Raw genomic sequence first — 12,945 nt, 5'->3', positions numbered from 1 at the left:
GGCTCGGCGGAGCTTGCGGGCAAGCTGAGCGATGCGGCGGATAAGACGGGCGCCGTCAAGACAACCGACGAGACCGCCGGCATGTTCGCCGAGCCGGTCGAGCTGAATCAGAAGACGCTCAGCGAAGTTCCGAATTACGGCACCGGGCTTGCTCCTTATTTTCTGTCTCTGGGCCTGTTCGTCGGAGCGTTGATGTGCACCATCATCATTTCGCTCCGTTCCTCGGCAGTGGAAGAGGCTTCGTACTTTAACCGGTTTGTAAGCCGGACACTGGTCTTCTCGGCTATGAGCCTTCTCCAGTCGCTGGTGGTGGCATCGATTATGCTCTACGGACTCCGGCTTGAGGTGCAGAGCGTGCCGGGATTCTATGCCTTCACCTTCATCTCCAGCCTGTCGTTCATGTGGCTGATTCAGGCGCTGGTGACATGGCTGGATCAGCCCGGAAGATTCGTGGGGATTGTGCTGCTGATCTTCCAGCTGACGACAAGCGCCGGAACCTTCCCGCTGGAGCTTATTCCGAAATGGATGCAGTCGCTTCATCCGCTGCTTCCGATGAGCTACAGCGTGCAGGGCTTCAGAGCGGTCATCTCCACCGGCGATTACGGCAGAATGTGGAGCGACGCCGGCACGCTTGCCATCTATGGCGCCGTGTTCCTCTGTATCACGCTGCTGTACTTCATCAGCCGGGGACGCGACACCAAAACCGAGCTAAATAGTGAACAAGTTTTGTCTGTATAATCCCCGTTTCGGACCGGCAAAACAGGAGCGCCCCTTGTGGGCGCTTTTTGGTTATTGCAGGAAAATAAAACGTTTTCAATAAGCCTGGGCAAAAATATTACATGGGTAAAACGTTTGCAAAGTATAAGCGCTTATTCATTTGTAATGCATAAATATTCATGGATAAGATTTTTTAAGCTTTGATCCGGTAAAGCTGTGTCGCAAAAGCTAATGTTAATCGGCATCATAAAAAAGTTTAAATTGCGCTCATGTAAGGCCGATGATAAAATAATATAGCCAATCTGCGTTGAATAATTATTAATAATGCCCCACTTTATTATAGAAAGGTTGCGTAATATGAGACACACTGAACTGCCCCCTAAACAGGGCCTTTACGATCCCCAGTTCGAGAAAGATGCCTGCGGCATGGGCTTTGTCGCCCATATCAAAGGCAAGCCATCGCATGAGATTGTCAGCAACGCCTTAACCATGCTCGCCAATATGGAGCATCGGGGAGGCCAGGGAAGCGAGCCGAATTCCGGCGACGGCGCGGGCATTATGCTGCAAATTCCGCACCGGTTCTTCTCGGAAGAAGCGAAAGCGCTCGGCTTTGAACTGCCGGAAGCGGGCCGTTACGGTGTCGGCATGCTCTTTTTGTCTCATAATGAAGACATCCGCGCCGCGCATGAGCGCGCCCTGAACGAAATTATTGCCGAAGAAGGGCAGACGCTGCTCGGTTACCGCGATGTGCCAACCTGCGACGAAATGCTGGGCAAGACGGCGAAGGCGGCCAAGCCTTATGTCCGTCAAGTATTTATCGGCCGTTCCGCCGATATAAAGGATGATCTTGCCTTTGAACGCAAGCTGTACGTTATCCGCAAGCGGGCGGAGCTGGCTATCCGCTACGCCGGATCGGAGGAAGCCGACTCCTTCTACCTGCCGAGCTTGTCCTGCCGCAAAATCGTATATAAAGGAATGCTGACCACCGAGCAGGTGGGCCCATTCTATCTCGATCTTCAGAATGAAGCTCTGGAATCGGCGATCGCGCTTGTCCATTCCCGGTTCAGCACCAACACGTTCCCGAGCTGGGAGCGTGCCCATCCGTACCGCTTCATGATTCATAACGGCGAGATCAACACGCTGCGCGGCAACGTCAACTGGATGCATGCCCGCCAGTCGCTGTTCAAGAGTGAAGTATTCGGCAGCGATCTCGACAAAATCAAGCCGGTCATCAACCCGGACGGGTCCGATACGGCGATGTTCGACAATACGTTCGAGTTTCTGTACCTGAGCGGACGCTCCCTGCCTCATGTGGCCATGATGATGGTTCCCGAGCCTTGGAGCAACCATGACAGCATGGATGAGAAGAAGAAGGCGTTCTACGAATACCACAGCACCCTGATGGAGCCGTGGGACGGGCCTGCCGCCATGGGCTTCACCGACGGCGTGCAGATCGGCGCGATTCTTGACCGCAACGGACTGCGGCCTTCGCGCTATTATGTAACGAAAGACGACTTGATTATCCTGTCCTCCGAAGCGGGCGTGCTCGACATTCCGCCGGAGAACGTTCTGTATAAGGACCGCCTGAGACCGGGCCGCATGCTCCTGGTCGATACGCAGGAAGGACGCATTATTTCCGACGAGGAAGTGAAGGCGGCAATCGCCTCCGAGCATCCTTACCAGGAATGGCTCGACGAGCATCTGATCAGCCTGAGCGAGCTTCCGGAAGCTCCCGAACTGCCGAATCCGAAGCATGACAACGTTCAGCAGCTTCAACAGGCATTTGGCTACACGTTCGAGGACCTGCGCAAGGTGCTGGAGCCGATGGCTTCCAGCGGCGCCGAAGCGGTCGGCTCCATGGGCTACGACGCTCCGCTTGCGGTGCTGTCCGACCGTCCGCAGCGGCTCTATAACTACTTTAAACAAATGTTCGCCCAGGTAACCAATCCGCCGATCGACGCCATCCGCGAAGAGCTGGTAACTTCGACGACGACGACAATCGGGCCGGAGCGCAACCTGCTGAAACCGGAACCGGAAAGCTGTAGACAGATCGCGCTGGATACGCCGATTCTGTCCAATGAAGACTTCGCCAAGATCCGCCACGTGCGCCGCGCGGGCTTCAAGTCGATGACCATTCCGACCCTGTTCCCGGCCGGGCTGGGCGCCGAAGGGCTGCGGATCGCGCTTGACCGTCTGAACGAGGCCGCCGACCGTGTGATCGAGAAGGGCCACAATATTCTTATTCTGTCCGACCGCGGGGTAGACCGTGAGAACGCGGCTATTCCGGCGCTGCTCGCCGTGTCGAGCCTGCATCACCATCTGATCCGCCAAGGCACCCGGACGAAGGTTACGATTCTGCTGGAATCCGGCGAACCGCGCGAAGTGCATCATTACGCGCTTCTGCTCGGCTATGGCGTCAGCGCCGTGAATCCGTATCTGGCGTTCGAGAGCCTGGACGATATGATTTCCCAAGGCCTGCTTAGAGGCGTATCGCACGAGAAGGCCGTCAAGAACTATATCAAGGCTGCAACGAAGAGCGTGATCAAGATTCTATCCAAAATGGGTATTTCCACGATCCAGTCTTACCGTGGCGCCCAAATCTTTGAAGCGGTCGGCCTGAAGTCCGAGTTCGTGGACCGCTACTTCACCTGGACGCCTTCCCGCATCGGCGGCATTGGCCTGGAGGAAGTGACCATGGAGACACTGGCGCATCACAGCCGCGCCTTCTCCGACAAGGACGGCAAGGACAAGGTGCTGGATTCCGGCGGCGAATACCAATGGCGCAGCGACGGGGAGGATCATCTGTTCAACCCGCAGACGATTCATCTGCTTCAGCATTCCGTCCGCAGCGGCGATTACGAGATGTACAAGAAGTATTCCGCGCTTGTTCAGGGCGAGAGCAAGAAGCATCAGACGCTTCGTTCCCTGATTGAATTCAAGCAGGTCGGCAATCCTGTTCCGCTGGAAGAAGTGGAACCTGTGGAATCGATCATGAAACGCTTCAAGACCGGCGCCATGTCCTTTGGCTCGATCAGCAAGGAAGCGCATGAGACGCTGGCCATTGCGATGAACCGCATCGGCGGCAAGAGCAATACAGGCGAAGGCGGGGAGGACCCGGCGCGCTTTACTCCGGACGCCAATGGGGATTCCCGCCGCAGCGCGATCAAGCAGGTCGCATCCGGGCGGTTCGGCGTTACTTCGAACTATCTGGTGAACGCCGACGAGATTCAAATCAAGATGGCGCAGGGCGCGAAGCCGGGCGAAGGCGGACAGCTTCCGGGACGCAAGGTGTATCCTTGGGTTGCCGAGGTTCGCGGTTCCACGGCGGGCGTAGGTCTGATCTCGCCTCCTCCTCATCATGACATTTATTCCATTGAGGATTTGGCAGAGCTGATTTACGACCTGAAGAACGCTAATCCGCGCGCCAATATCAATGTCAAGCTCGTATCCGAGGTTGGCGTCGGAACCATCGCTGCGGGTGTGGCGAAGGGCCGTGCCGATGTTATCCTGATCAGCGGATACGATGGAGGCACCGGCGCGTCGCCGATGAACTCCATCCGCCACGCCGGTCTTCCTTGGGAGCTGGGTCTTGCCGAAACGCATCAGACGCTGATGCTGAACAATCTGCGTGACCGGGTCGTTCTCGAAGCCGACGGCAAAATGCTGAGCGGCCGCGATCTGGCTGTTGCTGCGCTGCTGGGCGCCGAAGAGTTCGGATTCGCTACCGCGCCGCTGGTTGCGGTAGGCTGTATCATGATGCGCGTCTGCCAAATGGACACTTGTCCGGTCGGCGTCGCAACACAGAATCCGGATCTGCGCAAGAACTTCGCTGGCGATCCGCAGCATGTCGTTAACTTCATGACATTCGTCGCTCAGGATTTGCGCGAGATTATGGCCAGTCTCGGCTTCCGCACCATTGAAGAAATGGTCGGACGCACCGACTGTCTGGACGCTGTTCAGGCTTCGTATCACTGGAAGAAGAAAGGCGTCGACCTCAGCGGATTGCTGCATACGCCGGAGCTGCCTGAAGGCAGCACGCGTTTCAACAGCAAGAAGCAGAACCACGGGCTGGAAGAGACGCTGGACGTTTCCAAGCTGCTTCCGCTTGCGGCGGCGACGATTGAAAATGGAACGGCTACGGAAGCATCCCTGCCGATTACGAACGTCAACCGCGCCGTCGGCACGATCCTTGGCAGCGAAGTAACGCGCAAATACGGCGCCGCCGGACTGCCGGAGGATACGATCCGCCTGCACTTCACCGGCTCGGCTGGCCAAAGTCTTGGAGCTTTCGTGCCGAAGGGCATCACGATTACGGTTGAGGGCGACACGAACGACTATATCGGCAAGGGCCTTTCCGGCGGCAAGCTGATCGTCAAGCCGTCTCCGAAAGCGACGTTTGCCGCAGAGGAGAACATCATTGTCGGCAACACCGGCTTCTATGGAGCGACCAGCGGTGAAGCTTATATCAGCGGTATTGCCGGCGAACGCTTCGCGGTACGGAACTCCGGCGCCAAGGTTGTCGTTGAAGGTGTGGGCGACCACGGCTGCGAATATATGACCGGCGGACGCGTTGTCGTTCTGGGCGGAACGGGCCGCAACTTCGCGGCGGGCATGTCCGGAGGCATTGCGTATGTATTCGATCCCGACAATACGTTCATCAACCGCTGCAACCTGGAAATGGTTCTGCTGGAGCGCGTTGAGGAAGCCGAAGAGATCGAAGATCTGCGCGGCATGATCACACGTCATACGGAGCTGACGGGCAGTTCGCTCGGACAGCGCGTACTGGACGGCTGGGCCGACAATCTTCCGAAGTTCGTCCGTGTCATTCCGAAGGATTACAAACGGATGATGGACCAAATTCGCAAGGTGGAAGAGAGCGGTCTGACCGGTGAAGCTGCTATGATGGCCGCGTTTGAAGCGAATATGCGCGAACTGGCGCGGGTAGGCGGCTAAGCCCCCGGGCGACATAATATAAATTAAGCAGCGGCAGGCCGAAGCGAAGCTTTCAGCCTGCCGCTTTTTTTGAGCATGGGAGCCGTTCCTTTTTGCCAGTCGGATAACAATTTTGCGCATCGGCAGAAATTTTTTGATTTTTTGCAGGTTTATTGCAGAAAACGGCGTCTAACCTTTATGAGGCATGCTTGCCGAAAATTTCATAGGGAAAGGATGGGACAATCATGACAGGAAATACGGCAGTAACGGAACCGGTAGCCAGGCTTCTTGGTGTAACCAAAAAAATCGGTTCAAAGACGCTGGTAGGCGATTTAACGCTCGATATTCCAGCGGGACAGGTCTTTGGCTTTCTCGGGCCGAACGGCGCGGGGAAGACGACAACCATCCGGATGATGGTTGGACTGATCTCGATCAGCCGGGGCGACATTGTGATCGGCGGCAGAAGCATCAAGACCGATTTCGAAGAAGCGGTTGCCCAGGTGGGGGCCATTGTAGAGAATCCGGAGATGTACAAGTTTCTAACCGGATACCAGAATCTGAAGCAGTATGCGCGCATGGTCAGCGGCGTGAACAAACAGCGCATTCAGGAGGTCATCGACCTTGTTGGACTGGGCAGCCGTATCCACGACAAGGTGAAGAGCTATTCGCTCGGCATGCGCCAGCGTCTGGGCGTAGCTCAAGCCCTGCTTCACAGGCCCAAGCTGTTAATTCTTGACGAGCCGACCAACGGGCTTGATCCACAAGGTATCCGCGAGCTTCGGGATTACCTGCGGCGGCTCTGCCGGGAAGAGGGGACAACCGTGTTCGTCTCCAGCCATTTGCTGTCCGAAATGGAGCTGATGTGCGACAGCGTCGCCATCATTCAGAACGGGAAGCTGATTGATGTCCGCCGGTTGAAGAACGAGGAAGGCACTCAGACGCCGGGCGGAGAGTTTGTGTTCGAGGTGGATGATCTTCAGACCGCCCAGACGCTGATCGGCGGAACGGTAAGGAATGGAGAAGGAATTGTCGTGCAGACGGTCAGGGAGGATATCCCGGAACTGAATGCGAAGCTTGTGAGCGGCGGCGTCAGAGTATACGGCATCAAAGAGGTCGTAGTCTCACTGGAGGATCAATTCCTGGAAATGACCGGAGGTGAAGGTATTGAGTAAGTTTAATGCGCTCGTACATAATGAGAATGTCAAAATATACAGCCGGGCCCGCACCTGGATCATGCTGCTTCTGCTGGCCGTGTTCAGTGTCTTGATTCCTGTACTCATATACGTGAACAGCACGCCGGAGAACATGCCGGGACAATGGGACGGCTTTCAAATTACGTTGAGTGTCATTTTTAATCTGACTACGATCTTTACCGTAGTTATTGCGTCGGACGCCATCGCGGGGGAATTCTCCTGGGGAACGATCAAGCTGCTGCTGATCCGGCCCTGGAGCCGTTCGAAAATTCTGCTGTCGAAATACATTTCCATGGTGCTGTTCAGCCTGCTTACGACGCTGCTGATGACCGTTTGCGCATTCGCCGCCTCGCTGATTCTGCTGCCCTCCGGCGGTGCAGGCATGACTCAGGGCGGCTGGAGTCCGGAAGCGTACAGCGGGATGCTTATTGTATGCCGTTATGTGGAGCTGTTCCTGACCGCCACGCTCGCGTTTATGGTTTCCAGCGTATTCCGCGCAAGCGGTCTGGCGATCGGTCTGTCGCTGTTCATTATATTTGTTAAAAATCTGTTTATCACTATCTTCAATCCCGACCGTTTCGAATGGGCGAAGTATTTGCCGTTTAGTCATATGGACCTTAGCGGCTATCTGGTCTCGGATAGGGGCCCGGGAGGCGTCGCGCTGAGCTTCTCCATCGGGGTGCTTGCCGCCTATTATGTCCTCTTTCTGCTGCTGGCCTGGGTTGTGTTCAGCCGCAGGGATGTTGCCGGTTGACCGAAAAATAAGAAAGGACACAGGCCGTGCCGTGTCCCAATGCGTCCGAACCGTCCGCTGCTGCAAAGAGCGGACGGTTTCTTTTCGTTCAGGGAAGCGGTGCTCTGTCCGGCGCTGCCGACCCGTCCGATTCTTTGGCCATTTTGCCGCCGCCGGACACATCCAGGCGGCCTGGATGCATATAGTATGACTGCATCCCGTTCCCGTGGTCGCTCCCTATTAATGGCCCCGCGCGGCGGTGCTGTTCAGTTGATCCTTGAGCCCCTTCGCGCTGTCCACAAGCTCCAGGGCCTCGTTCTGCGCCAGCTCCAGCGCTTGCTCCCTGTCCGCGAGCGTGGCTTCCAGCCGCGCATTCTGCAAAGACAGCGCGGCGGCTTCTCTTTCAAGCTCCTGTATGGAGCGGGAGGCATGATAATGCATGGAGCTGATCAGACTCGACAGGGACAGGATGGCCGCGGCCGGCAGGGCCACGGCCATCGGTTTGGAAATCCGGAGCTTTCTGACCGGACGCCCGGCATCCCGGACGACAAGCAGGGTAATCTTGTCCGATTGGCTGTTCATAGCCCTTCCTTTCCGCATCCATGACCGCTAGCCTGAGGTCTGAACGCTTGTTTGGTCACCGCTTGTTCCTATTACTTATGTATTCCTGCCCGGGCGGGATCATGACATCCGGCCGGTTGAATAAAGCGGTAGAGTTTCGGCAAGTCTTGTACTTATGGAGCTAAACATGGCCCTGCCCCAAAACGGCGGATGATAGCAAAGGAGATTCGAACGGTATGAAAATTTTCATAGCGGCGCTGTGCTTGTTCATTGTGCAAATCATGATCATCCTGTTCCTGGAACATCGCTGTCCCCAAAGAGCTGTCGTCTGGATATTTCTGTCGTTCTGCTGTCCGCCGCTCGGCCTACTGATCTATTATTTCCTGGGCAGGGATTACAGACAGAGCCGCAAGGTTAAAGCCCGCGCGGCAGAGACGCGCCGGGGGCTCCATAATTATGCGGCCGAGCGGAGCCGGCTGATAACGCGCGCGAAGGATACCGGAAACCTGGAGCTGAGCGGCTGCGAGGATCTGCTGCGCCTGCTGAACCGGCTGTCGGAAAGCCCGGTCACGGGCAGAAACGCCAGCCGGATTCTGCTTAATGCGGATGAAGCCTATGAATCCATGCTGGAAGCGATGGAATCAGCGTCGGAGCATATCCATCTGGAAGTGTATATTTTTCGCGATGACGGCATTGGGGAAAGATTTCAGGACGTTATGATCCGCAAAGCCCGGCAGGGTGTAAAAGTCCGCCTGCTGTGCGACGGGCTCGGCAGCCACAAGCTGGGGCGGCGCTTCCTGCGCCCTTTGACCGGCGCCGGGGTCGAGACGCATTTTTTTCTGCCGATGCTGGCTTCGCTATTTGGCCGACGGATCAATTACCGCAATCATCGTAAAATTCTGGTGGTGGACGGTCTCGTCGGCTTTACGGGCGGCATCAACATCGGCGACGAGTATTTGGGCAAGGACCCGAAGATGGGCTTTTGGCGCGATACCCATCTGCGTCTGGAAGGCGACGCTGTCTATTTTATCCAGAATGTGTTTCTGAAAGACTGGCGCCTGGTCTCCGGCGAACGTCTGAGCCATCCGCGCCTGTTCCCGGTTCACACCTGTGAAGGCAGGGAGGGGGTGCAGATGATAAGCAGCGGTCCGGACGGCGAAATCGACGCCAACGAGGCCATGATTTTTGGCGCAATCTGCGCGGCGGAGAGCCGGGTCTGGATCGCGTCGCCGTATTTTATTCCCGATCCGGCGATTCTGAGAGCGCTCAAGAATGCGGTGCTGCGCGGAGCCGATGTGCGGATTATGATCCCGGCTAAGCCTGATAGCGCCTTGGTATATAACGCCTCGCTGTCCTATGTGGACCATCTGCTTGAAGCGGGCGTGAAATTTTACCGCTACCGCAAGGGTTTCATGCATGCCAAGGTCTGGATCGCCGACGGTCTTCTGGCTTCTGTAGGCAGCGTCAACATGGATATGCGCAGCTTCTATTCCGATTTCGAGCTGTCGGCGGTGCTGCTTCACCCGCAGCGTATCGAAGAGCTGGCTGGCCAGTTCCGGCGCGATCTGGAGGACTGCGAAGCGATTGATCCGGGTGTCTTCCGCAATCGGGGAAAGCTTGCGCGCGCGAAAGAAGAGATTTGCAGCGTACTTTCGCCCCTTCTGTGAGAGGAAAGCTGACAGCGAATATTTTTTGACGGGGATATTCTGACGGATCATTCCTTATCGTATACAACAATATGATATAATATAAGGACTAACACAAAAATTCGATAAGGATAGGGGGAGTTTCATGGGTACGAGCCCACACATTCTAGTTAAACAAGAACCTGACAAACCACGGAAGACCGGGGCAATCAAAACAGTCAAACTGGCGCAGCGTACCGTGATGATGGTGATCGGGGCAAGTATGATGGCCGTCGCGCTGGAGATTTTCCTCGTTCCAAACCAGATGGTCGATGGCGGCATAACAGGCATATCCATTATGCTGTCGCATATTTTTCATATTCCCCTCGGTATTTTACTGACACTTCTTAATCTTCCTTTTCTTATTGTCGGCTACAAGCAGATCGGCAAGACCTTTGCGTTGTCCACGCTGTTTGCGGTCGTTGTGATGTCAATCGGCACCCAACTGCTGCATCCCGTGCAGCCGATTACCGTGGAGCCTCTGCTAGCGGCGGTATTTGGCGGTGTTATTCTCGGGGTCGGCGTCGGGCTTGTGGTACGCTACGGCGGATCGCTGGACGGCACGGAAATTGTGGCGATTCTGATCGCAAAAAGACTGCCGTTCTCGGTAGGCGAGGTCGTCATGTTCTTCAATCTGTTCATACTTTCGGGAGCGGGCTTCGTCTTTGGTTGGAATAACGCCATGTTCTCGTTGATTGCCTATTACATTGCCTTCAAAATGATCGACGTCACCCTTGAAGGTCTGGACCAGTCGAAATCGGTCTGGATCATCAGCGACAAGTACCGCGACATCGGCGAAGCGCTGACCGAGCGGCTTGGCCGGGGCGTGACCTATCTGGAAGGAGAGGGCGGCTTCTCGGGCGATAACAAGAAGGTCATCTTCGTTGTCATTACCCGGCTGGAAGAGGCCAAGATGAAGGCGATTGTCGAAGACTGGGATTCCGACGCGTTTGTCGCAGTCGGCAATATTCATGATGTCAAGGGCGGTCGCTTCAAAAAGAAATCGATTCACTGAGCTTTGCCGCATAGTCAAAACCTCCGCTTCGCAGCTTCGCGATGGACGGAGGTTTTGTTGCTTAAGGCGTAAGGTACGAAAGCGATTTGCTTGTCGCATTACCGCAGACCGGCGATAACTTGCTCCACCGGCTGGGGAGGCAGCTTGGCGATCAGGTCGCCCACCGAGCGAAGCCGCTCCTCAATATTGAGCAGATGATAGTCCTCCGGCGAGACATTGCTTGCCACCTCATCCCAGGTCAGCGGCGTGGAGACGGTAGCCAGCGGGCGGGCACGGGGCGTGTAGGGAGCGGCCAGCGTCTTTCCCCCGTAATGCTGGAGGTAATCGAAATAGATTTTGTCGCCGCGCTGCTTCTTGAGCCGCTCCAGCGTGAACAATTCAGGGTGCTTCTCGGTGACATACCTGCCGACAAAATGTCCGACCTTCCTGAGCTGGTCAAATGTATTTCCGGAACGGATCGGCACGATTACCTGCACGCCGGTCGCTCCCGAGGTCTTCGGCACCGAAGCCAATCCGAGTGATTTCAGCACTTCTCCGACAATGGCCGTTGCCTCCATGATGCGCGGCTCCACCTTCCGGGAGGGGTCAAGATCAATCATCCATTCACACGGCAGGCTGCTGCCCGCATAATGCAGTGAGGGATGAAACTCCAGCGCGGCCATATTCCCCAGCCAGAGCAGCCCGGGCAGGCTGTCCAGCGTAATATAATTAATCCCTTCATGCATAACGGTGCGGATATAGGGCGGCAGCGGCTCGGGAGCGTTCTTCTGGTAAAAAGACTTGCCGGAAACGCCGTGCGGATAGCGTATCACCGTAAGCAGCCGGTCTTTAAGATAGCGCAGCAAGTAAGGCGAGAGGGCGGCAAGCTTCTCCAGGTAGACGCGTTTGGTTATTCCCTGCTCGGGCCACAGCGGCTTATCGGGATTGGTGATGGATATGGCCTGGCCTTCGATGGTGATCGAGCCTTTGACAGCGACTGGCATAACTGCATTCCTCCACGAAAAATAATTACGGGCGAGCCGATCATGCTTCAGTCAAGCGCTCCGGCAGCCGGCACTCTGTAGGAGCGGCATCGATCCTGGCCTGAATGCTGGGCTGCCGCAGTGTGCCGGAGCTGTTCCACTCTGCAAAATGGATCTTGAACACCAGCTCCGGCCTGATCCAGAAGGCGCCCTTGGCCCGCTGCGGCAGCGAAGCGAACGGCATGCTGTCTGCGGAGAGGTTCCGCGCGAGAACGGTTAAATCCCGCCAATCCTTAACGGTCAGCTTACCGGTGCCCGCATGTCCGATATAATGCAGCATTCCATCAGCGCCATATAAGCCAAGCAGCAGGGCGTTGACCGTCCCGTCCCGAAACGTAACGCCTCCGGCGACAGCGTTGAGATCGAGAATGATTTTGCGCTTGAGCCAGCGCTTGTCTTTGCCGCCCGGTGTATAGACGCTCGAAAGCTCCTTGCAGACAATGCCCTCAAGACCGTGGGTCCTTGCGGTGGACAGGAGCGCGGCGGGGTCGCTGTAGCTCGGCACAGCCTGCACATGGGGATGAGGCCGCAGCATCTCTTCCAGCAGACGCTGGCGCTCGGATAAAGGCCGGTCCATCATCCATTCGCCGTTGCAGTATACGATGTCGAACACCATGTACAGAACGGGAATCTGCCGTACCGTCGAAGCAATGGCGGAGTCTTTCTTCAGACTGTCGCGGCGCATAACTTCATGAAAGGACGGCTTTCCTTCCACGAGAGCGATCACTTCACCGTCCAGAATGGCGGAGTCCGCCTTGCAATATTGGCTGGCGTCGGCAATTTCCGGATACTGTCTTGTCCGGTTATTCCCCCGCCGGTTGATCAGCTCGGTGGAGCTTCCGTCATAATAGGACAGCATGCGGACGCCGTCCCATTTGATCTGGGCAATCCACTGCTTTCCGGCAGGCAGCCGATCTGTAATCAGCGGCTCAAACGGAATAATGGGCTGAAATTTCATGAGCCGGCCCTAAGATACCGTCTGCTTGCTCTTCGCTCCCCGGCGCTTCGGCTTGGGGGCAATTACGGGAGCAACCGGGGAAAGCGGAACGGCTCCGTCATTCGCTGACAAGCCTTCGTCCGCCGCCAG

The 12,945-nt window shown here is 56.3% G+C and carries 9 protein-coding genes; 6 read left to right on the top strand and 3 right to left on the bottom strand.

All coding sequences use genetic code 11. The annotated features are described in order from the left end of the window. From L692_RS29130 to L692_RS0116475, 4 genes are all read left to right on the top strand, one after another. Positions 1–738 (top strand): YhgE/Pip family protein (locus tag L692_RS29130; protein WP_036724098.1); only part of this gene is annotated, 738 nt, incomplete at its 5' end. Positions 739–1,074: 336 nt separating this feature from the next. Further along, positions 1,075–5,670 (top strand): glutamate synthase large subunit, encoded by a 4,596-nt coding sequence (gene gltB, locus L692_RS0116485; protein ID WP_025701221.1) that lies wholly within the window; start codon positions 1,075–1,077, stop codon positions 5,668–5,670. Between the two features lie 224 nt (positions 5,671–5,894). Next, complete coding sequence (locus tag L692_RS0116480; RefSeq protein WP_025701220.1) at positions 5,895–6,821, top strand: ABC transporter ATP-binding protein; 927 nt, start codon at positions 5,895–5,897, stop codon at positions 6,819–6,821. Then, entirely contained in the window at positions 6,814–7,596 is a 783-nt protein-coding gene (locus L692_RS0116475; protein ID WP_025701219.1) for an ABC transporter permease, read from the top strand. Before L692_RS0116480 ends, L692_RS0116475 begins: the two co-directional genes overlap by 8 nt. 219 nt (positions 7,597–7,815) lie before the next feature. On the opposite strand, the gene L692_RS0116465 is transcribed toward L692_RS0116475, so the two are convergent. Further along, complete coding sequence (locus tag L692_RS0116465) at positions 7,816–8,157, bottom strand: hypothetical protein (protein WP_025701218.1); 342 nt, start codon at positions 8,155–8,157, stop codon at positions 7,816–7,818. A 215-nt stretch (positions 8,158–8,372) separates the two neighbouring features. Here L692_RS0116465 and cls point away from each other — a divergent pair, with 215 nt between their 5' ends. Beyond that, positions 8,373–9,803 carry a cardiolipin synthase gene (gene cls, locus L692_RS0116460; protein ID WP_025701217.1) on the top strand — a complete coding sequence of 477 codons (1,431 nt, stop codon included), beginning with the start codon at positions 8,373–8,375 and terminating at the stop codon, positions 9,801–9,803. 124 nt (positions 9,804–9,927) lie between these two features. Then, on the top strand, positions 9,928–10,836 hold the full coding sequence (locus tag L692_RS0116455; RefSeq protein WP_025701216.1) for a YitT family protein: 909 nt from the start codon (positions 9,928–9,930) through the stop codon (positions 10,834–10,836). A 98-nt stretch (positions 10,837–10,934) separates the two neighbouring features. Here L692_RS0116455 and ligD read toward each other — a convergent pair whose 3' ends face one another. Both ligD and L692_RS0116445 read right to left on the bottom strand, forming a co-directional pair. Then, positions 10,935–11,819 (bottom strand): non-homologous end-joining DNA ligase, encoded by an 885-nt coding sequence (gene ligD / locus L692_RS0116450; protein ID WP_025701215.1) that lies wholly within the window; start codon positions 11,817–11,819, stop codon positions 10,935–10,937. Positions 11,820–11,859: 40 nt separating this feature from the next. Continuing rightward, the gene (locus tag L692_RS0116445) at positions 11,860–12,816 is read right to left on the bottom strand and encodes an ATP-dependent DNA ligase (RefSeq protein WP_025701214.1); all 957 of its coding nucleotides are present in this window, start codon (positions 12,814–12,816) and stop codon (positions 11,860–11,862) included. Positions 12,817–12,945 lie beyond the last annotated feature (129 nt).

It is taken from the genome of Paenibacillus forsythiae T98, from assembly GCF_000520735.1.
GTDB lineage: Bacteria > Bacillota > Bacilli > Paenibacillales > Paenibacillaceae > Paenibacillus_AQ > Paenibacillus_AQ forsythiae.
The sequence above is the reverse complement of the archived record's forward strand: the minus strand, read 5'-3'. Positions and strand labels throughout refer to the sequence as shown.

Coding starts and splice junctions, on each gene's coding strand:
- L692_RS0116480 (WP_025701220.1), top strand. CDS start 5,895: ATGACAGGAAATACGGCAGTAACGGAACCGGTAGCCAGGCTTCTTGGT.
- L692_RS0116465 (WP_025701218.1), bottom strand. CDS start 8,157: ATGAACAGCCAATCGGACAAGATTACCCTGCTTGTCGTCCGGGATGCC.
- ligD (WP_025701215.1), bottom strand. CDS start 11,819: ATGCCAGTCGCTGTCAAAGGCTCGATCACCATCGAAGGCCAGGCCATA.
- L692_RS0116445 (WP_025701214.1), bottom strand. CDS start 12,816: ATGAAATTTCAGCCCATTATTCCGTTTGAGCCGCTGATTACAGATCGG.
- L692_RS0116455 (WP_025701216.1), top strand. CDS start 9,928: ATGGGTACGAGCCCACACATTCTAGTTAAACAAGAACCTGACAAACCA.
- gltB (WP_025701221.1), top strand. CDS start 1,075: ATGAGACACACTGAACTGCCCCCTAAACAGGGCCTTTACGATCCCCAG.
- cls (WP_025701217.1), top strand. CDS start 8,373: ATGAAAATTTTCATAGCGGCGCTGTGCTTGTTCATTGTGCAAATCATG.